This is a genomic window from Streptomyces sp. G7(2002) (genome assembly GCF_028870195.1).
Lineage (GTDB): Bacteria > Actinomycetota > Actinomycetes > Streptomycetales > Streptomycetaceae > Streptomyces > Streptomyces nigrescens.
Window position 1 is genome coordinate 8,390,202 of sequence record NZ_CP102609.1, and the last position, 19,958, is coordinate 8,410,159.

18 protein-coding genes and 1 pseudogene are annotated in these 19,958 nt (G+C 70.0%); 6 read left to right on the top strand and 13 right to left on the bottom strand.

Annotation, left to right across the window (positions count from 1 at the left end):
- Positions 1–197: 197 nt before the first annotated feature.
- The 3 genes from NUT86_RS35955 to NUT86_RS35965 form a co-directional block, all read right to left on the bottom strand.
- Positions 198–1,442, bottom strand: a complete 1,245-nt coding sequence (locus NUT86_RS35955; RefSeq protein WP_274739547.1) for a GNAT family N-acetyltransferase — start codon at positions 1,440–1,442, stop codon at positions 198–200.
- Positions 1,443–1,923: 481 nt separating this feature from the next.
- Positions 1,924–2,325 (bottom strand): hypothetical protein, encoded by a 402-nt coding sequence (locus NUT86_RS35960; protein ID WP_274739550.1) that lies wholly within the window; start codon positions 2,323–2,325, stop codon positions 1,924–1,926.
- Positions 2,326–2,366: 41 nt separating this feature from the next.
- On the bottom strand, positions 2,367–3,428 hold the full coding sequence (locus tag NUT86_RS35965) for a PP2C family protein-serine/threonine phosphatase (protein ID WP_018088637.1): 1,062 nt from the start codon (positions 3,426–3,428) through the stop codon (positions 2,367–2,369).
- A gap of 274 nt (positions 3,429–3,702) precedes the next feature.
- On the opposite strand from NUT86_RS35965, the pseudogene NUT86_RS35970 reads away from it, so the two are divergent.
- The 4 genes and pseudogenes from NUT86_RS35970 to NUT86_RS35985 all read left to right on the top strand — a co-directional run.
- Positions 3,703–3,994: pseudogene (locus NUT86_RS35970) on the top strand (hemin ABC transporter ATP-binding protein); the annotation flags it as partial.
- 160 nt (positions 3,995–4,154) lie between these two features.
- Positions 4,155–4,898, top strand: coding sequence for a DUF4232 domain-containing protein (locus NUT86_RS35975; protein ID WP_266445028.1), 744 nt, complete (start codon positions 4,155–4,157; stop codon positions 4,896–4,898).
- 85 nt (positions 4,899–4,983) lie between these two features.
- The gene (locus NUT86_RS35980; protein WP_018088639.1) at positions 4,984–5,232 is read left to right on the top strand and encodes a hypothetical protein; all 249 of its coding nucleotides are present in this window, start codon (positions 4,984–4,986) and stop codon (positions 5,230–5,232) included.
- Positions 5,233–5,363: 131 nt separating this feature from the next.
- Positions 5,364–6,410 carry an NAD(P)H-dependent flavin oxidoreductase gene (locus NUT86_RS35985; protein WP_274739553.1) on the top strand — a complete coding sequence of 349 codons (1,047 nt, stop codon included), beginning with the start codon at positions 5,364–5,366 and terminating at the stop codon, positions 6,408–6,410.
- Between the two features lie 59 nt (positions 6,411–6,469).
- Here NUT86_RS35985 and NUT86_RS35990 read toward each other — a convergent pair whose 3' ends face one another.
- The 7 genes from NUT86_RS35990 to NUT86_RS36020 form a co-directional block, all read right to left on the bottom strand.
- On the bottom strand, positions 6,470–8,476 hold the full coding sequence (locus NUT86_RS35990; RefSeq protein ID WP_018088641.1) for a collagenase: 2,007 nt from the start codon (positions 8,474–8,476) through the stop codon (positions 6,470–6,472).
- 229 nt (positions 8,477–8,705) lie between these two features.
- Positions 8,706–9,665 carry a LysR substrate-binding domain-containing protein gene (locus NUT86_RS35995; protein WP_026169457.1) on the bottom strand — a complete coding sequence of 320 codons (960 nt, stop codon included), beginning with the start codon at positions 9,663–9,665 and terminating at the stop codon, positions 8,706–8,708.
- 322 nt (positions 9,666–9,987) lie between these two features.
- On the bottom strand, positions 9,988–11,745 hold the full coding sequence (locus tag NUT86_RS36000) for a PKD domain-containing protein (protein ID WP_274739555.1): 1,758 nt from the start codon (positions 11,743–11,745) through the stop codon (positions 9,988–9,990).
- 269 nt (positions 11,746–12,014) lie between these two features.
- The gene (locus NUT86_RS36005) at positions 12,015–12,629 is read right to left on the bottom strand and encodes a GTP-binding protein (protein WP_159484697.1); all 615 of its coding nucleotides are present in this window, start codon (positions 12,627–12,629) and stop codon (positions 12,015–12,017) included.
- Positions 12,577–12,990, bottom strand: coding sequence for a DUF742 domain-containing protein (locus NUT86_RS36010; protein WP_018088645.1), 414 nt, complete (start codon positions 12,988–12,990; stop codon positions 12,577–12,579). The genes NUT86_RS36005 and NUT86_RS36010 overlap by 53 nt, the downstream gene beginning before the upstream one ends.
- Before the next feature lie 153 nt (positions 12,991–13,143).
- Positions 13,144–13,575, bottom strand: coding sequence for a roadblock/LC7 domain-containing protein (locus NUT86_RS36015; protein WP_018088646.1), 432 nt, complete (start codon positions 13,573–13,575; stop codon positions 13,144–13,146).
- Positions 13,576–13,600: 25 nt separating this feature from the next.
- Positions 13,601–15,976, bottom strand: coding sequence for an ATP-binding protein (locus tag NUT86_RS36020; RefSeq protein WP_401849920.1), 2,376 nt, complete (start codon positions 15,974–15,976; stop codon positions 13,601–13,603).
- A gap of 554 nt (positions 15,977–16,530) precedes the next feature.
- Here NUT86_RS36020 and NUT86_RS36025 point away from each other — a divergent pair.
- Complete coding sequence (locus NUT86_RS36025) at positions 16,531–17,670, top strand: substrate-binding domain-containing protein (protein ID WP_274739558.1); 1,140 nt, start codon at positions 16,531–16,533, stop codon at positions 17,668–17,670.
- Between the two features lie 94 nt (positions 17,671–17,764).
- On the opposite strand, the gene NUT86_RS36030 is transcribed toward NUT86_RS36025, so the two are convergent.
- Positions 17,765–17,911 carry a hypothetical protein gene (locus NUT86_RS36030; protein ID WP_274739560.1) on the bottom strand — a complete coding sequence of 49 codons (147 nt, stop codon included), beginning with the start codon at positions 17,909–17,911 and terminating at the stop codon, positions 17,765–17,767.
- Positions 17,884–18,435 carry a DUF4142 domain-containing protein gene (locus NUT86_RS36035; RefSeq protein ID WP_274739561.1) on the bottom strand — a complete coding sequence of 184 codons (552 nt, stop codon included), beginning with the start codon at positions 18,433–18,435 and terminating at the stop codon, positions 17,884–17,886. Before NUT86_RS36035 ends, NUT86_RS36030 begins: the two co-directional genes overlap by 28 nt.
- Positions 18,436–18,814: 379 nt before the next feature.
- Here NUT86_RS36035 and NUT86_RS36040 point away from each other — a divergent pair, with 379 nt between their 5' ends.
- Positions 18,815–19,282, top strand: coding sequence for a MarR family winged helix-turn-helix transcriptional regulator (locus NUT86_RS36040; RefSeq protein ID WP_266445048.1), 468 nt, complete (start codon positions 18,815–18,817; stop codon positions 19,280–19,282).
- Between the two features lie 37 nt (positions 19,283–19,319).
- Here NUT86_RS36040 and NUT86_RS36045 read toward each other — a convergent pair whose 3' ends face one another.
- Entirely contained in the window at positions 19,320–19,760 is a 441-nt protein-coding gene (locus NUT86_RS36045; protein ID WP_274739563.1) for a hypothetical protein, read from the bottom strand.
- Positions 19,761–19,958 lie beyond the last annotated feature (198 nt).

Sequence of the window (19,958 nt, forward strand, 5' to 3'; positions counted from 1 at the left end):
CCGGGCTGTCCGAGCGGTCGTGTTCGGAGGCGACCAGGTGCGTGATCGGGTTGCCACGCGCGCGAATCTCTGTAGCACGACGAGACTGCGGTCGGAATGGGTAGCCGAGCGCGCGGTCAGCATCAGCATCAGCATCAGCATCAGCATCAGCATCAGCATCAGCGTCAGACGTCAGAACCAGCGTCAGACCTCCAGCGTCAGAACCAGTGCAGGCAGTGCGGGGAGCGTTCGGCGCGGAAGAGGGCGTCAGCGAGGGCGGCCGCGCCCGGGCGGTGGGCCCGGATGTGTCCGGCACGTACGAGTGTGCTCGGGGCGGTGCCGCCGAGGTAGACCGAGCCCAGGTCGCTCACGTCCAGGGACAGGTCGGGCTCCCGGTCCGTCGGGACGCAGTCGGCCTTGCTGTCCCGGACGGTCAGCAGGTAGCGGCCGTGCTCGCCGAGGAACGGGTCCTCGACGTCGAGGACGAGCTCGCCGTCCATGAACCAGCCGCGCGCGGTCAGAGCACGCGGGACGTCCAGCAGCCGCACCCAGAGCCAGTCGGTGTCGCCACTCACCTCGCCGGCGCGGAAGTCCGCGAACTGCCAGCGCAGCGGGTGCTCGGGCGGGACGTGCTTGAACACGACCTGAGAGACCAGGTCGTGTCCGAGTACGAACCGGGCCAGGGCCGTGAAGACGGCGTCGTCGGTGGCGATGGTCTCGTCGACCGTCAAGGTCTGGGACTCGCCGATCGAGTAGCTGGCGTACCCGTCGGGGACGCCGTCGGCGTCACGGTGAACGGCGACATAGCGCGGCGCCGGCGCGATAGGGGGCTGCCCCGCGCGCCGGGCCCACCAGTGGTGCGGCCGGGACAGCGCGCCGGGCTGGGTGCGGCGATACCGGTCGTAGACCTCTTCCAGAATCTCTCCGCACTCGGCACGACGCAGCACCTCGACCGAGCCGTTGTCCGAGCCGTTGTCCGAGCCGGCCGCTGGTGCGTCGGCCCCTGCGCGCGCCCGGGGAACGGCGAGGGCGGCCTTGTGGCGCGGCACCGTCAGCCGCGCCGTGTAGGTCGCCGGTCCGTAGCCGAACCTGCCGTAGATCGGGGCCTCAGAGGCCAGCAGCACGGAGAGGAACTCCCCGCGGGTCCGCAGCTCGGTGAGCTGATGTCGCATCATCGCGCTGAGCACGCCCTGGCGACGGTGCGAGGGCAGGACGCCGACGGCGGTCACGCCGGCGGCCGGGACGAGGGTCTCACCGGGCAGGGTGAGCTCGAAGGAGTGCGCGGCGGCGGTGCCGACGGGCCGCCCGTCCGCCGTCAGGGCGAGCAGGCCGCGGTCCATTTCGAGTGCCGACCACCAGAGCCCGCCGCCCTCGACCGGGGTTTCCGGGAAGCGCCCGAACGCGGCATGGACTGTGTCGACGAAGACGTCAAGGTCCTCATCGGTCGTGGAACGAATCTCCATTGCCGCCGCTGCCTCCTCGAAATACCGGCACCACGACCCGTGGTGTCCGGCCACAGTGCAGCGTTGACCCATGGCCAGGGCAAGCGAATTACGGCCGGGCCCGCAGCCGGTCACCGCACAGCTTGGTCCCAGCCTGGTTCCGGCCCGGCCCGGCCGACGCCGGCTGGATCGGCGGGCGATGCGAGACGGTGCCTCGTCTTCCAGGGAGCGGCCCGAGCCTTCTGCGATCCCGCTGACCTTGCCATGTAAACCGGCAGCACCGGCTACGTGTCAGCCAGTCGGCCCGCCCGGTCATCCGCATGCGCGGGCCGGCTGGATCACGAACTGTCCCGGCGCACGCTCGCACGGCCTCCGTCGGATGCTGCCCTCCCGGCCCGGCGGCCGGCGCGCGTCGCCTCATCCCACTACAGCCATGTCAGATCTGCGGTGCCGGGGGCGACTCGCAGGGCGTTGCTCCGCAGCGCCCGCGGAAGGAGCGGACTCAGCCCCGCGCCTCGCGGAACCGTTTCACGACCTCGCCCGCACCCACCGCCAGGACCCCCGCCACCGCCACGGTGTAGAAGGAGTCCGGGGTCTGCCAGCCGCCGTTGACGTCGGACAGGAAGGCCGGGTTGAAGCATTCCTGCCGATGCAGGACCCACGCCAGCGGCAGCGCGAAGGCCGCCTCGGCGCAGACGCTCCAGACCGCCAGTGCACGCGTCCACGCCCGTACCGCCCGGATCGCGTCGAGCGTCACGAGACCGACGAGCCCGGCCAGGATCGGCCAGATCCAGCCCGACCACAGGCCCGGGTCGAGCACATCGAGGCGGATGCCGCCGTCGGTCCGGTACGGCTGCGCGGTGTGCTGCCAGACGATCAGGGCGATCAGCAGCGCGTGCCACACCACCCCGGCGTAGGCAGGATGATGGGGCCGGTGGATCCAGGCTAAGCGGGCTGATTCCTCTGACCGTCAGGCGGCGGCTCCGGAGAGGCGCACAAGCGGACGGCGAGGGCGGCGATGTCGTCGTCGAGGCTTTCTCTGCTGTGGTGGAGGAGGTCATGGTGAAGAGCGTTGATCAGTTCGCCGGGCCGTCCCGGGGTCTGCCGGCGCAGCCAGGCCGCCAGCGGGAAGAACTCGCCGTCGAGGTCGCGAGCCTCGGCGACACCATCGGTATAGAGGAACAGCAGGTCGCCAGGGGCGAAGTCGAAGGTGTCGATGCTGTAGTGATCACCGATCAGCTCCGCGAGGTTGAGCAGCGGCGAGGGAGCGGTGGGCTCCAGGGCGCGGACTTCCCCGTGGTTCAGGAGCAGCGGCGGGGGATGTCCGCAGTTGAGGATTCCGATACTGCCGCCCCCATGCGGGATCTCGGCGAGCAGGGCGGTGGCGAAGCGCTCCATCAGGCCCTCGGGAGGAAAGGCGGCGTTGTAACGGGTGCTGCTGGCCTCCAGGCGACGGGCGACATCGACCAGGTCGGCCTCGTCGTAGGCTGCCTCCCGGAAGCAGTTGACCATCGCCGCGGCCGTGCCCACCGCCGGCAGACCCTTGCCCCGCACATCGCCGATGAGCAGCCGCACCCCGTACTCCGTGTCGACCACCTCGTAGAAGTCGCCGCCGATACTGGCCTCCGCCGCGGCCGCGAGATACAGCGCCTCGATCTCGATGCCCCCGAAGCGGCGCGGCATCGGGCTCAGGACCACCTGCTGCGCCGTGTCGGCGACGAGCCGGACCTGGAACAGGGTCTGCTCCCGCCGGAGCCGGACATGACTTCCGTACGCGGCCGCCACGGTCACGGCGACGACCCCCGCCGCCGTCCACCACGTCCCCAGGTCGGGGAACACGATGCCGAGGCCGATCATGAGGAGAAGGCAGACCGTCCCCAGCAGGACGGTGGGGAGCACGGGCCACATGGCGGCGGCGAGGGCCGGTGCCGCGGGCAGGAGCCGGCTGAAAGCCAGTTCCGGGGGAGTGGCGTACGCCAGGCCGGCGATGACCACGGTCAGGATCACCGGAGACAGCAGAGTAAGTGGCCCCCGGCCGTGGCGACGACGGAGGCGCAGCCGTCCAGTTTTGATCACACTTCGGAGGATATCTACGCAGAGCGGGACATGGCGCTCTCGTCAGTCGGAGTCGGCCGCCTGCGCCCGGACGGTGCACCCTGCTGGGCGAAGGTGCCGAGACCGCGCAGAGTGGTCGGGCTCCGCCGAGGCGATCGGGTGGCTGCTCTCGCCGCCCGCGTCCTTCGTCGATGGGGTGGTGGCGGCATCTGGCCGTGCGAGCGGCGAGGTGCTGGCGCTGCTGGACCTGCGCCACCAGGAATGGGTACTCAGGATCTGCAGGGAGCGGGCGGCAGGCGGTGACGGGGTCGTGGTGGTGCTGCACGACCTGGGCCTGGACTGGCCGCAGCCTGTGCGGACCGCACGGCGGTGCTCCACGACGGACAGATCGCCGCACAGGGCCCCCGGTCGAGGTCTTCACCGCGGAGCTGCTCTCCCGCGTCTACCGCCAACCGGTCGAGGTGGTGATCGCACACCCGCCCCTGGTTCCGGCAAGCGGCTGCGTGTTCCCCAACTAGGCGGCGCGGCCTGGTTCTTCGGGTTTTCCGTGGCGTCCTTCCACTACTCACAGCCGTGTTAGCCGGGCGTTAGCGGAGCGGCAGCTTCGCGATAGTGGCCCCGACCAGAGTGGGGGACGTACCGAGGGAACAACGACACCACTGACCCGGGGGACCCGTAATGAGCTCCAGCACCACTGTCCGCACCGCTCGTCGTCGCCGCACCCTGCGCATGGCCGCCGCGGCCCTGACCGCAGCCGCCGGCCTCACCCTGACCGCCTGCTCCGGCTCGGACGCCACCGGCGTGAGGCCCGCGGACCACACGGACACGGAGGCCGCCGCCGAGTCCAGCGGGGCGGGCTCCTCCACCGGAGCGCAGGGCTCCGATGCGCAGGCGGGCCCCGGTGCCAAGGCCGACAGCAAGGCCGACAGCAAGGCGGGCGCAGCGGCCAAGCAGTCGGGCAGCGGGGGTGCCGCCAACGGTGCCGGGGCGGGCTCGGGCGTCCAGCGCTGCCACACTTCCGGCCTGAAGGCGTCGTTCGCCACGGGCGGCGATGCGGTCCCGGACCCGAACGCGGGCGGCTCGACGACCACCAGCATCGTGCTGACCAACAAGGGCAGCAGCACCTGCAAGATCGGCGGCTTCCCGGGCGTGGATCTCAAGTCCGAGAACGGCGGCGAGCGCTGGTCGCTGGCCCGCTCGTCGAAGAAGTTCAGCTCGATCACCCTGAAGCCTGGGGACAGCACCGACTTCACGATCAACCTGGCCCTGACCAAGGAAGAGAAGGGCTTCTACCAGCCCGCCTTTGCGGTTGTCACCCCGCCGAACGAGACCACCGCGCTCACCCTGAAGTGGCCCTGGGGCACGCTCGTCGACCAGCGGAGCGCCACCCACCCGGCCACCTTCGTCAACCCCATCGGCTGACCACCTCGGCGCTCCCTGGACAGGAGCCGAGAACATCTCTGAGCAGGACCAGCTCAGAACGTGAAAGACAAGCAAGGAGATCACCATGAAGTCGTGGCGTACTCGAATCGGTGTCGGTCTCGCTGTCGGTGCCGCAGCGGTCGCCATTCCGCTGACCGCCACCACCGCCTCCGCCGCCCCTCCCCCCGGCGATGGCTGGGTCCCCGTCGGTGCCGAGAGGTACCCCTCGAAGGCGGAGTGCGAAGCGACGGAACTCCCGCAAGCCCAGGCGAACGGATACCACGAGGTGTGGTGCGACGACAGCAACCCCATCATGGCCATCTACAACCGCTGACCGCCACCACCGCCCCTGCGCCAAGAAGGTCCGCTGCCCCGGTGTGACACACCGGGGCAGCGGACCTTCCGCTCTGCAGCGAGCCATCCGCATCACCAGGCCGGCGGCCGTCTTCAACCCCTGGTGTTCCGGTGGCCGAAAAATTAAGATCGCCCAGTGATTCGGAAACCGAAACGCTTGGGGAGGGCAACGTGACGCCGTTAACCACGCCTCTGTGCCGGCAGTTGGGAATCGAGGTGCCCGTGGTGCAGGCGCCCATCGGGTCCGCGGTCACGACGGATCTGGTGGCTGCGGTGGCGGAGGCGGGTGGGCTCGGAACCCTCGCTCTGACGTGGGTCACCGCGGACGAGGCGGTGCGTCGGATCCGGGAGGTTCGGCGGTTGACGCCGAGGCCCTTCGCTGTGAACTTGGTGCTGGACTTCCCGGTCGACGAGATCCTCGATGCCTGCCTGGCGGAAGGCGTGCCGATCATCTCGACGTTCTGGGGGGATCCCTCGGCCGTCGCCGAACGGGCGCGCTCGGCCGGTGCCGTTCACCTCCACACCGTCGGTTCCGTCTCCGAGGCTGAACGCGCCGTTGCCGCAGGCGTCGATGTGATCGTGGCCCAGGGGTGTGAAGCAGGCGGTCACGTGCGCGGGGAGGCCACCACGATGGCGCTCGTTCCCGCCGTCGTGGACGCCGTACACCCGGTGCCCGTCATCGCGGCCGGCGGCATCGCCGACGGGCGCGGGCTCGCCGCCGTACTGGCCCTCGGGGCCCAGGCCGGATGGCTGGGCACCCGATTCCTGACGGCGTGCGAGGCGGCCACACACGAGGTCTACCGCCAGGCCGTGATCCGGGCGGCGCCCCAGGACGCGGTGCACACGCGGTGCTTCGACGGAGGCTGGCCCGACGCCCCGCATCGGGCACTGCGCAACTCCACCCTCAGCGCCTGGGAGGCCGCGGGCCGTCCCGCCGCGCCGAACCGTCCTGGTGAAGGCGCTGTGCTGGCCGGCAGCGCCGACGGTCGGACTTGGTCGCGCTACGAGGACATGGTCCCCGTGCCCGGCATGTCAGGCGATTTGGAAGCTCTTGCCCTCTACGCGGGCCAGAGCGCCGGACTCGTCCATGACGTCGCTCCGGCGGGCCGCATCGTGGCCGACATCGCCGCTCGTGCCGCAGCCCTCAGGGGCGTTTGATCCCGGTTCTCGGTATCGCTCGGCCCCGGAGCCGGAAGCTCCGGGGCCGACGCTGCCTGTCAGGTGGACGGTCGGGCCGGAGGCCGCTGTGACGGAGGTGTGGTGGTCGGGGCTGGCTTGGCGGCGCAGGCGCCGTTGGCGCAGGTGGTGAGCCAGGCGTCGAAGTCGGCGTCGTAGCGGGTGCCGATGTCGGTGTTGTAGACGGCGTAGCCGCCGGCGTAGTCGCCGGTGCGGAAGTGGCTGAGCATGGTGGCGATGTCCTCGGGGTGCTTTTCGAACATGTAGCGGACCGCGAGGTAGCCCCAGGGATAGGTGCGGGTCACATCGCTGTTGTCGTAGGTGCTCTGGAACAGCGTGCTCAGCTTGTAGGTGTGCTTGCCGGCCTCGGTGACCGCCTCGTTGTCGGTGATCTTGCGGTAGCTGTACGAGACGTACTCGCCGAGGCCCTCGATCCACCAGATGTCCGGGACCGACGTCTGCTGGCCGAAGTCGCCCTTCATGTCGTCACGGGCGTCGAGGTAGTGCGTGTACTCGTGGTTGAGGTTCCAGATCCGGGCCGGGAAGCCGTTGTCGTCGCTCCGCTGGTACATCAGGGACATGGGCTGGTTGTCGGGCTTGGTCGGGTCCCCGATCATCGTGATGCCGCCGTTGTTGGTGTCGACGCCGTAGATGGCCCCGGCGTAGGTCTGGTAGTCGTTGCGGCTGCCGAACACGATGAGCTGGATGGTCGACTCGTACTGGCCGGGGATCGGGCCGTTGTTCTTCACCAGGTCGCGGACGTACGAGCCCTGGCCCAGGACGCTGGCGCAGGTGGTTTCGAGCTCCTCGGGCGTCAGCGACTGCGCCTTGACGGTGTGTGTCGCGTCGCAGGTGTGGGTGATCGGCAGTGCTGCTTTGGTCAGCTGGCCGGACAGGTCGCAGACCCCGAAGTACGAGCAGTTGGCCTGGTCGTAGGCGTCGGCCTGGGAAGCGACGGTGACCCACAGGGGAGCGGTCGGACCGGTGATCTTCGAGGCGTCCAGCAGGCCCTTCATGAGCGGCCGGACCTTGTCCTTGAGGGCCGGGTGCTCGACGTACCGCGCGACGTTCATCCCGGCGTTGGAGTCGAGGTAGGAATTGTCGGTGCCCAGCATGTCCAGGTGGTCGAGCGCGAAGGTGTTGAGGGTGTCGACGATGCTGGGATCGGCGGTGACCGCCTTGACGTAGTCGGGGTTCCAGTTCCCGCGCCAGAGAGGCGTGTAGACGTCGTTGACGGCGGCCAGCATGCTGGGGATGTCGTCGTAGGAGCTGTTGTAGCCGCTGAGCACCTGCTTGTAGGTGTTCAGGTAGCGGGCCTGCTCGTTGGCGCTGTCCGTGAGGATGATGACCTCGCTCAGGACATCGCCGTTGCCCGAAGTGACGTCCTTGGAGTGCGAGTTGGAGAGGAAGGCGTCCAGCCCGCCTTGGCTGGCCGCTGCCAGGGTCGGGCCGTAGTCGCCGACATCGTCCTGATGGTTGGACTGCACGTAATAGCCGGCGCGCAGGAACAGTACGAGCTGCAGCACGTTGCCCGAGTTGTCACCGGGATACGCGGTCGCCCCGCTCTGGAAGGCGTGGGCGATGGTGACCATCTGGTCCTCGCGGAAGACGTCGTGCGCGTCTTTGCCGGTGACGCTGAACAGGGTGTTGACGCAGTCCGTGGTCGACGCCTGGACGAACGTGACCAGTTCGGATCCGGTACGGCTGCCGAAGTCGGACGGGGTGCAGGAGGCCGCGGCACCGTGCTTCGTGCCGTTCTTGTGTCGCGCCGCCGCAGTCGAAGAAGTGGGGGGATTCTTCGCGCTGAGCGGGGGGAGTTGGGCGACGCCGCGCGGCCGGCCCTGCAGTGCGGGCCTTTCGTTCGCGCCGGCTGTCGGGCCGGTGATCGGGGGGACGGGGTGGTGGGTGGTCCGGGACGCGGTGACGGCCCCGTCGGCATCCGGCGAGCGTGGCGCCGCCAGTGCCGGCGCGGCCAGCAGACCGGCCGTGGCGAGGCAGGCGGCCAGTCCGCCGGCCACACATCTGGGCAGGGGGAAGCGGTAGCGCATCCATGCTCCTTCGTGGACAGATGCGCCTCGGGATTGAGCTGAGGCGTGAGTGGCACCATCTCAGCGCCCACTGACGGGCGGCAATAAGGTGTGACATAGCACCTGAGGCGCATTCGTCATAACACCCGGGGCTGAAGGTCGGGGCGGTGGATGAGGAGGAGGGCGGCACCAACGGCGGTTTGGTGTGGGGTAGTTGACGAAGATATGGGTGTGGGCGCCCGCCCCCGCGCTACGGTCTGGTCACGCTCCAGGTCCGGGAGGCCCAGGTCCGGAAGTGCGGAGACTGGGCGATGAGAGCCCGGTAGGCCGCGGCGGCGGAGCCGAACAGCGTGTCCGCTGTCTCGTCGGTAACGCTCTCGCGTCGCCAGGCCAGCACATAACGGCACCACAGGGGGGTGCCGACCAATGGTTTGACGAGGACGTCGGGGATCGGCCGGAGGGTCGCCTGCACGATGGAGACGCCGATGCCTTCAGCGATCATGTTCTGTAACTGCTGCTGGTCGCCCAGGAATTCGTGGACCGCCGCCGGGGTGAACCCGGCCGCCCGGCAGGCCGCGTAGAACACTCCCGGCCAGCCGGCCCCGTCGTCCGGGGTCAGGAACCACGCGTCGTCGGCCAGGTCGGCGAGCGCCACCTCTGGACAGTGCCGGAGCCGGTGCCCGGCCGGCAGGGCGACGAACGACGGCTCGGTGACGATCCCGCGGTGCGCCACGGCGGCCGAATGCCGCAGTTCACGTCCGGGGTAGTCCGCGGCGATCGCGGCGTCCACCTCACCGTGCTCCAGGAGTTCGACGCTCTCCGAGGACGGATACACACTGCTCACCGTGAGTGTGAGATCGGGCAGTTGGCTCCGGAGCCGGATGAGCATGCCGGCCAGGACCGGTGAATTGGTCGTGGCCAGGCGGAGAGGGCGGCGTGTCCGTGCACGGTCCGCGGCCGGCCGGCGTCCGATCGCCGCCGCGCGGGCCAGGACGTCCCGGGCCTGAGCCAGGACCTCCGTGCCGTACCGCGTCAGCTCCACCCCGGAGGTGTTCCGCTCGAACAGCGGGTTGCCGAAGTACTGCTCGATGCGCCGGAGTTGGGTGCTCATGGCGGGCTGTGAGTACCCCAGGTCCGAGGCGGCCCGGCCCACGCTCCCGGCGTCGGCGATCGCACACAGCACTCTCAGGTGCCGAAGCTCCAACTCCATGCCCGCAGTCCTCCCGTCCGCGCTGCTCCTGTCCGAACCGTCCGGTGCCACCGCGGGGCGGCGGGCACATGGCCCTCGTTCGGCAGTTCGGCGTGGAAGCCCACCTCATCGTTCTCTGCCCGCTCGCGCCAGGGCCGGGCGCGCTTCGCGGACATCCGAGGTTCCGGAGGCGGCAGGAGAGCCCCTGTTGGGAGGAGAGCCCCAGCCGGCAGGGGAGCCCCCGCCGGGAGGGTGGTCGGTGCGGCGTCATCGGCCGCTTCGGTGTGGGCAGCGCGAAGGGGGGCGGCCCGCGTGTGCGAGCCGCCCCCCTTGGAACGAGCCGTCAGTCCGCGGTGAGCGCGCGGGTGGCCTCGACCAGGACCTTCTTGCCCTCCGGGCCGGTCATCACGAGCCGTGGCAGCCAGGGCCCCGGATGGTCGTAGGCGTGGGTGACGGCCGGCTGGTCCGTCTCCTGCTGCGTACCGTCGCCGAAGTACCAGTGGTAGCGGTACCCGGCGGCGGGCGGCTTTCCGTCCACCGTCACCGTCAGGGGCACCTTACTGCCGACGTGCGCCTTCGCCGGGACCTTCAGCTGTGCCTGCGGCCCCTGCCGGGGGAGGTGAAACCACTTCCGGACACTCGGGTTGAGGAGAAAAGAATCGGCGTACTGGCGGGCACCCGCGATGTCGGGGTGCCCGACGGCCGCGCTCAGACACTGCGCCGGAGTCGAGCTGAGCTCGGGGCAGGCCCGGGTGCGCAGCGGGAACGCCGGGTCGGTGACCGGAGTGGACCAGACCTTGGAGTCCGGGGTGAGAACGGCATTGTCCACGGTGAACAGTCCGTCCGCCGCGACCGCATAGGGACCGTCCGAGGACGCCTTGTTGGCGGCGGCCGCCGCCTGGTGGTAGGCGGCATTGGCCAGTTGTGTGTACTGCTCGTAGCGCTCGGCCACCCTGCCGAGGGCGCCCTTGCAGGAGGTCAGCCGTGCCGCGGTGACTCCCGGGGTCGAGCAGGTCTTGACCGGGATCGGAGAACTGCTGCGGCTCAGCGCGTAGTAGAAGTCGGCCACGATCACCTTCGGCCGCCCCGGCAGGGAATGTGCCTTCTCGATCGCCGCCCGCATCCCGCGTCCGCCGTATCCGACCTTCGCCCCGCTGAAATAGGGCACGTCCTTGGCCGGGTTCTCCGGGGCCGCGCCGATGCCGGAGCACTCGCGCCGCACCGCCTCGGGCAGGTTCTTCGAGCCGGGGGTGATACCGACGCCGATACCGAAGAAGGGATCGAGGTCGTTGATGCACCCGTTGATCACGACCGCATCGAGACCGTAGCCGCCCGCCCGTGCCTGTGCGCCCGCCTTTTCCAATTGGCAGAACACATCCGGCATTTGCTGGGTGACCTCGCCGAACTCCATCTCCCCGTCGCCGTCCGGGTCCTGCTTCTCGGTCCGGTGCAGACAGGCCGCGTCCTTGTTGCCCGCGGGCAGCCCGGGCGCGTCGAGCACCGCGCCGGAGATCGAGTAGTCCATGAGCTGATGGCCCCGGCCGGTCTCACGGCCCAGCGACTGCCCGGTCAGATAGGAGAACTTCTGGTCGTGGTCCAGGCCCTGTCCCCAGACCACGGAGTCACCGACGGCTGCCACCCGCACCGGGTCGCACCCCCGGCGAATCGTGTCCCGCCAGACCTTGCCGTAGCGGCCGGGCGCATGGCCCCCGGGCGAGGCGGCGATGCGGGCGTCGATCTGCAGGGCGGTCTCGGTTGCCGGCACCCGGTCGTAGGGAATGCGGAACTCCGCCGTGCCGATGCGGGAGGTCATGGCGAGGTGCCCGTCGGCCAGCTGCTTCGCACCGGCGCGCACGCGCCACTCCACGGTGGCTCCGGCCTTCGCCGCCGCGGGGTCGTAGACCTGCACCCGGCCGTGCACGGCTCCGCTGCACACCGGATTCGGCGTCATGTCCACATCGAGGACGAGGGGGAACGCCGAACCCGGCAGGGCGACGGCCTGTGCCGCGGCGGGGTTCCCGCCGAGGAGGAGCTGGCCGAGGAGCACGGCGGCCGCGCCGGCCGCCGCGAAACGCCGCGCCGCCGATGAGCGGCGGGCCACCCCCGGCCCACGCGGAACGGAACCCGCGCCGGTGCCCGCCCGCCGTCGACCGGTCCACCGCGACCACCCTGGTTTCACGCCAACACCCCTGTTTTCGCTGTCATTTAGGTCCGTGCGGAACCAGCTGAATTCCGCATCGGTAGGGATGATGGCAGCCGGGAGGGCGGTATGGACCGCGGGCGGGGTTCCGTACCGAGTGAAACTGATCACTTACCTGTAGTTACGGGCCGCGGCGCAGGGAGCCGCCCGTCGCGGTGCGGCCCCGGGAGTCAGCCCGCCGTGGTGTTCTCCGCGCGGGACAGGGCGACTTCGAGTACGACCAGCAGGGCGTCCCGGACCGAACCCGTGTTGCGCGCGTCGAAGACGACCAGCGGTACATGGTCGGAGACGTCCAGCGCCCACCGCACCTCGTCGAGGTTGTGGTGGACCTCGCCGTCGAACGCGTTGACGGCGACGGCGAACGGGATGCCCTTGTGCTCGAAGTAGTCCACTGCCGCGTAACAGTCGTCCAGACGGCGGGTGTCCACGATGACCAGACCGCCGAGGGCGCCCTCGACCACGTCGTCCCACATGAACCCGAACCGGTCCTGGCCCGGTGTGCCGAACAGATAGAGCTTCAGCGTCGGGTCGATGGTGATGCAGCCGAAGTCCATGGCGACCGTGGTGGTGGTCTTGTCGGGGGTGTGGGTGAGGTCGTCCACGCCTGCCGCGACCTCGGTGATGGCGGCCTCCGTGGTCAGCGGCCGGATCTCGGAGATCGAGCCGACGGCCGTGGTCTTGCCGACGCCGAAGCCGCCGGCGATGACCAACTTGACCGGTACCGGCGGCTGTTCAACCGCTGTCACGGAGTGTGTCCCGTGAGTCGGGGACGGCACGGAGACCATCAATAACCCTTCGCAGTACGGAAATGTCCTGGGTTGTGCCGGCGTTCGGGACGTGGACCGCCAGATGCCCGGCGGCGCGCAGGTCCTCCGCCAGCACCCGGACCACATTGAGGTGGAGGTGCAGGTGCGCGGCCAGTTCGGCCACCGACTGCGGCCGTCGGCAGGCGGCCACGATGTCGTGCCGTTCGAAGGCGAGCGAGCGCAGCACGGCGAGCCCGGACGAGGTTGCCACGATCTGGGTCTCGACCGGGAGCGGTGGGCCGGAGCCACCCGCCACCCGGCCGGCGGTCAGCAGGAAGGGCCGGATCGCGGGAGCACGGCCGACCGGCTCCGACGGATCCGGGGCGCTGCCCTCCCCCAAGCTCTCGGCTCTTCCCCCACTCTCGGCTCCGCTCGAGCGGGGGGACCCCCATGCGCAGGGGGGACCCCCACCCTCGTCCGGTCCTGGTTCACCGGCGGCCATCATGATCCTCTTCTCAGCGGCTGTTTCCCTGCCTCCGCGGTGGGGGACGGGTCAGCGGGCCGGTGCGGCACCGGCGTTTTTCTTGAGCTCCAGGACCAGTTGGGGGGTGAGCGCGCTCCCGGCCCGGTTGGCGAAGAGGGTCATCTCGTAGGCGATGTTGCCGAGCTTCGCCTCCTTCGAGGTCACCACGCCGAGGACGGCACCGCAGCCGATGGCCGACACCAGCACATGGCCGCCCTCCAGGTCGATGATGACCTTGTTGAGGCCGCCGAGGCCGTAGTTGCCGGACGCACCGGCGGCCAGACTCGTGACGCCCGACACGATCGCCGCGAGCCGCTCGGAGTCGGCCTGCTCGCGCAGTTGGGAGACCGCGATCAGCAGGCCGTCGGAGGACACCGCGATGGCGTCGACGACGCCGGCGGTCTGGGTGGCGAACCGGTCGAGCAGCCAGGTGAAGTCGGCCGCGGCGGCGGTCAGATCCATGGGTTCCGCCCGCTCGGAACTGCTCTTACCTGTCGGCGTCGTCACTGCCCGACTCCTTCCGGGGTTGCTGGTGTGACGAGGGCGCTGAGTCCCTCGGGGCGGGAGCACTTTCTTGCTCCGCCCTGCGTACGGCGGCTTCGAATTCGTCGAGCTCCGAACGGACCGCGTCGGCGTCGACAGGCCGGCGCGCGGCCTGGGCCTCTCGGTCGGCCGTCGGGGTGGTCATGTTGAGCGTCGCGCCGCGTACCCGCCGTCGCAGCGGGCGGGCGGCGTCCGCCGGCCGCGGCTCTGACGCGGAGGCGGAGGCGGTCCGCTCCGCGTCCGTGCGGTGCGGGAGGCGCCGGGGGAGTTCGCCCGGCCGCGAGGGGGCGGCGGCGGGCCGTCGCTCGGGCGTGGCGGCGGGCGTCCGCACCGGCAGGGGAGTGGCGGCGGCCTGCTCGGGGTCGGGCTCGGGCGCGGTGGGTTCCTGCTCGGGCGTGGCCTGGTGCTCCGATACGGAATCGGGCCCGGCCACCTCCGCCGCCGCGGACGGTGTGGCGGCGGGGTGCACGGCCAGCAGCAGTGCGGAGGGGAGCCAGACGGTGCCGGTGACCCCGCCGCCCGGCGTACGGCTCAGGGTGACCCGGATGCCCGAGCGCCGGGCGAGGTTTCCCACCACGAACAGGCCGAGGACCTTGGTCGGTACGAGGTCGAGCCGCTCCCGGTGGACCAGCCGGGAGTTCTCCTCGTCGAGGCGCTCCGCGCTCATCCCGAGGCCGTGGTCGATGATCTCGATCAGCGCACCACCGTCCGAGGTGATGTCGGTGCCGGGCCGCACGACCACCTCGACGGGGGTGTCGGACGGGGAGAACGAGACCGCGTTCTCCAGCAGTTCGGCGAGCATCAGCGTCAGATCGTCGACGATGTCGGGGCCGACGGTGACCTCGGTCTCGGACCGCAGGGACACCCGCTGGTAGCCCTCGATCTGGCCGAGCCCTGCCCGGATGACATTGACCAGGGTGGTCGGCCGGGCCTCCACCTCGGGGTCCCGGATTCCGGCGAGCAGCATCAGGCTGTCGGCGTTGCGCTGGAGGCGTACGGCGATGTGGTCGATGCGGTACATCCGCTCCAGGACGTCGGGGTCGGTCTCCTCGCGTTCCACGGCGTCGATCAGCATGAGCTGGCGTGAGGTGAGGTTGCTGACCCGGCGTCCGACGTTGCCGAACATCTCGGCGACGTTGCGGCGGCTGAGCACCTGTCGCTCCAGCAGCGCCGCGGCGGTGATCTGCACCTGGTTGAAGGCCTCGGCCAGGTGGCCGATCTCGTCGTGGACCGGGACGGGGATCGGCCGCGGCTGCAGCGGGGTGCGCTCCGGGGACTCATCGTCCTCGACCTTGGCGAGTTCCCCGCCGGCCACGTCGACCACCTGCTGGGCGGCGCCGGTCAGGGCCGTCAGGGGGCGGACGACCGAGCGCCGGACCAGGACGGAGAACGTCAGCCAGGAGGCGAAGCCGAGCAGGGCGAGGCCGAGCATCGCCAGCGCGTTGCGCAGGGCGTCCGTGGAGAGACTGTCGGCCCGGGCGGCGATCTGGTCGATCAGGGTCCGGGTGATGTCGAGGCGGGCCTCGGCCTGCCGGGTGCCGGCGGCGATCGCCTTGCGCAGCTGCTGCGGGGACTGGCCCTGCAGGGAGCCCGGATCGATCTGGAGCTCCGCGAACTGGGCCTCGATGCCGTTCTCCTCGGCATCCCGCTCGATCCCGCCCAGGCGCAGCACCTGGTCCGGGTCGGCGATCCTGCCGAAGCGTTCCGCCTGTTCGTCGTAGAGGTGGTGGGCGCCGGCCGCACGGGTGTACTCGGTGAGCGCGTTGGCATCCCGGGTCTGGGCCGAGAAGACCCCGCTCTCGAAGGACGCGTGGGCGGCGTCGGCGCGCAGCACGGTGTCTAGGAGATTGGTGACCGAGGACGACGAGGTGCCGATGAAGCGGTCGAGCCCGATGCCGTCGATCAGGTAGCCGACCGCGGCGGCGTACGCGGGGTCGATACCGGCGGCCGGAACCGAGCCCCGCTCGACCTTGTCGCGCAGCACCGCAAGGCTCCGGATGTAGTCGAGGGCCCGAGCCTCGTCCTTCGGCAGGCCCGGCCCGAACGCCGAACGCACGGCGGTGACCTGTTCGTCGGTGGTCTGCTGGGTCCGGCGGTAGTCGGCGGTGGAGGGCAGGGCGTCGCCCGGCCGGACCGACTCCTGCTCCACGGACAGCAGCAGGGCCTGCCGGTGTTCGGCCTGGACGTCGTTGATCAGCCTGGTGACCTGCTCGCTGTCGCGCACCAGCGCCGCGGTCCGGTCGGCGTCCCGGGCCTTGTCCATCTGGTTGTTGACGCCGATGGCCAGCAGCACGCCGACGACCGCGACCGGCGCGATCACCAGAACGTTGAGTTTCCGCCGGAACGGCCATCGGTCCAGGAGGGCGCCCGCCTGATGACGGAATGTCGGCCTCAACGGTGAACGCCGGGACCGGTCCGGTTCGTGTGGCGGGTCCACTGTGTCCACAGACACCCAGGCCTCCTTGCGACGTGCTCCTGAGCGGTGACCGAGGTGGTGTTGTTGCCGACCGCCGACGATGGGGAAACGTGACGCTTATGGATTTCGCCCCAATTGCGAGCGAAAGGATTGCGCCACATGTCCGACCGGCCGTGAACATTACCGCCTGCGCACGCGCATGCAACACATGACGATCAATGGCCAAACGGTATTCAACTCTTTGTCATGTTTGGCCCGTTCCTTGCTTGTGGAATGCCATTCGGCCGATAGGCCGGTGTCCGTAGGGGAAGCGTGCCAACCGGCTGGTTCCTCACCGGGCCCGGTGTCGGCGGCAGGCGCCGGACCTTCCCGATGGTGGCTGCACCGCCGTGCCTCGCCACCCGTACTCTGTCTCCCCCAGACCGACCCGTATCCTCATCCTGCCCTGCGAGGAAACCGTGCACCCCACCCGCAAGGCGGCCGTGACCGCCGCCGCACTCCTGGTCATGGCCACCGCATCCGGCTGCGAATCCGGTGCCGGCGGCGCCGAGTCCCACCGGAGCTCCGCCACGCCCGGATGCCCCACCGCCCTCTCCCGGGCCAAGCAAGCGGTCAAGAAGGCCGAGGCGGTCAACGCGCCCTGGAGGGGTCCCACCACCGGGCCGAAGGCCGTCCACGGCAAGAGCGTCGTCTACATCGCCCAGACCCTGACGAATCCCGGAGTCGCCGGAGTCGCCCGAGGCGTCCAGGAAGCCGCCAAGATCGTCGGGTGGCAGGCCCGCACCCTCAATGGCGAGGGCACGCCCGAGGGTCTCCGGGCCGCCTTCAAGCGGGCCCTCCGCCTCAAGCCGGACGGCATCGTCATCAGCGGTTTTGACCCCGGGGTCGCCGCTGCGGAGGTCAAGAAGGCAAACTCTGAGGGAATTCCGCTGATCGGCTGGCACGCGGCCCCGGCTCCCGGACCCAGTAAGGATCCGCAGCTCTTCAGCAACATCACCTCGCGGGTCGAGGACGTCGCGAAGATCAGCGCCGACTGGATCATCGCCCGGTCCAACGGACGCGCGGGCGTCGTCCTGTTCACCGACGCCACGGTGCCCTTCGCGAAGCGCAAGTCCGACCTGATCAAGAAGGAACTCGCCACCTGCTCCGGCACCAAGCTGCTGAGCTACACCAACATGCCCATTCCCCAGGTCAATAGGCGGTCCATCGGGGAAGTCCGCTCCCTGCTGTCCCGTTTCGGCCGCAAGTGGACCTATTCCGCCGCCATCAACGACCTGTATTTCCAGCACGCCGCCCCCGCGCTGCGCGCCGCGGGCAAGGACGGCGCCGGAGCCCCGTTCAACATAGGTGCCGGTGACGGCGACCCGTCGGCCTTCCAGCGCGTCAACGGCAAGGAGTTCCAGGCCGCCACCGTGCCCGAGCCGCTCTCCGAACAGGGCTGGCAGATCGTCGACGAGTTCAACCGCGCGTTCTCCGACGCCCCGGAGAGCGGGTACGTCGCCCCCGTCCACATCGCCACGGCCGCCAACAGTGGCGGTGCACTGTCCTGGGACTCCGAGGGCTACCGCCAGGCGTACCGCAAGATCTGGGGCGATTGAGGTCACCGGCCGGCGCGGATTCCCGGCCGCCGCTCATGTCACGTCAACGGATGGCCACTTGGGGAACTTCACCGGGAATGGCCACCGGGAATGATTACTTGGGAACGGTCGAGGCCACGTCGTCGAGGGTGGCGTCGGTGACCAGTCCGGTGTCCTCCAGTACCTCCATGTGGTCCTGGACGGTGTTGTTGGTCTGAGTGGCCAGCCGCCGGATCAAGGAGTTCTTGGTGGTGGCGCGCACCTCGCCGATGGTGATGAAGATCTTGCCGTGGGAGCGCGGAGCAGGTCCACGAAGATCTGGTCGAACTCCTTGCCCCGGGCCTTCTCCAACTGGTCCACCCAGCCCTGTTGTTCGGCGGTGGCCTCGTCGGGGATGGGCACGTTCAGCGCCTCGGAGTCCTCACGGGCCAGCTGGTCGAGCTTGCTGTGCCCTTCGAGCAGATGCATACCGGCGCGCTTGATGGCCTCGCTGGATGCGTGCGTCTGGGCGAGCCGGCCCGCCGGCATCTCCCACAGCCCCGCTTGCCGGACCTTGGTGAGGAAGGTCTTGTCCAGGGCACCGACCGCGCCGGTATTCCCTCCCCCAGGACCGGCCAGGGGCGCTCTCGCGGCAGGGGCATGGGCGGAGGCCGGCTCGTCGGCGGAGCTGTTCCGTTGGGAGAGCCACACGGATACGGTCGCGATGGCAGCGATGAGAGCGACCGTGGCGGCTATCAGACGGCCACGGCTCGATGTGGGCTGCGATTTCCGTGCGTGAGATTTCATCATGCCTCCTGGATTGCGCGCGAGGGTCGCCGGAGCGCTGTCGCCCATGGGGCTGTTGGGGCACGGTCACGCTAACCATTGCATTGAGCAAAGAAGCCGATTCAGCGCCGATGCTCAAATCCAGGGAGCGGTTGGCGACGATGAGTTACGATGCCGCGCTTCCTTCGTACGCCCAGGATTCCGGGTGCCACTGCCGGAAGGTGCAAGGGATGGCCGGCGCCCCGGGGAGCCGCAACGCCGAGCGCACCGCATGGACATGGCTGTCCCACGGCCCGGTTGCCGGTCCCTGCCCGTCGTTGCGCGGCGTACCGGTGGGCAGGCCGGGAGATCAGGGCGGTAGAAATAGGGAATGGTGGAGCACGGAGCCCCCACGAGGGCCATGGATGATGTGGATGCGGTGACCCGGGCGGTGCTCACGGCGTCGAGGCTGCTGGTTGCGGTGTCGGCGCGGTCACTCGGGGAGGCCGAGGAGCGGGTGACGCTGCCGCAGCTGCGGATGCTGGTGGTCCTCTCCACCCGAGGCGCCACCAAGCTCGTTGCCCTCGCCGAACTGCTGCAGGTCGCTCCCTCGACCGCGATGCGCATGGTGGACCGGCTCATCACGGCGGGTTTGGCACACCGTCAGGCCAACCCCGGCAACCGGCGCGAGACCTTGCTCCAGCTCACCGACGAGGGGCGGCGTACGGTCGAGGAGGTCACCGTCCGCCGCCGCGCCGAGATCAGCGCCATCGTCGAACGCCTAACCCCCGAGCAGCGCGCCTCGCTCATCGAGGCACTCACGGCGTTCAACGAGGCGGGCGGCGAACCACCCGTGGACTCACCGGAGGAGACGCACCCGCTGGGGTGAGCCGACACCGGCACCGCCGCCCGCCGCTCCTGGGAGCTCAGCGTGACACGGGGAAGGCGGCGCGCAGACCGGCCCCGTTGACGAGGAAAGCGGTTGCACCGAGGACGAGGGCGCAGCCGACCTGCATCAGGACGAACCACGGCGGGAGCGCACCGGGGATCATGTCGATGGCGACGATGGCGATCGGCACGACGACCGAGATGATGCGCACACGGAGATAGGCCCCTCGTGCTCCCCGTGAAGCGAGGACCGTCAGCCAGTAGGTCACCGCGGCACTCGCGAGCACACCGGCCGAGCGGCCCCACATGAACGCGGTCACCGTGTGTCCGGTGCTCGCGAGGACGACGACACTGATGAGGACCGCGGCGCTCAGCGCGCCGTAGGCCGCGACGAGCGCCTTCACCCTGCCGAAGGCTCGGTGGGGGTGCGGACGGTTGAGGTGGGCGGTCTCGGCCGTGGTGTGTCTGGCGGTTCCCATGTCTCTCTGCGTCTCCTTCTGCACTGATGTGGTCTGGCCCGGTGTGGCCTGACCTGGTGTCGACGCTAGGGAGCGCATCAGGGGCGCGGTATGCGCCTGGGCCTACGGAGGGGTGGGGCCAGACCCACTTCGCAGCCGATCCGGCGGTCAGCGGGTGGCGTGCGGTGCACAGTGGAACCACCAAGCCGCACCGGCCGG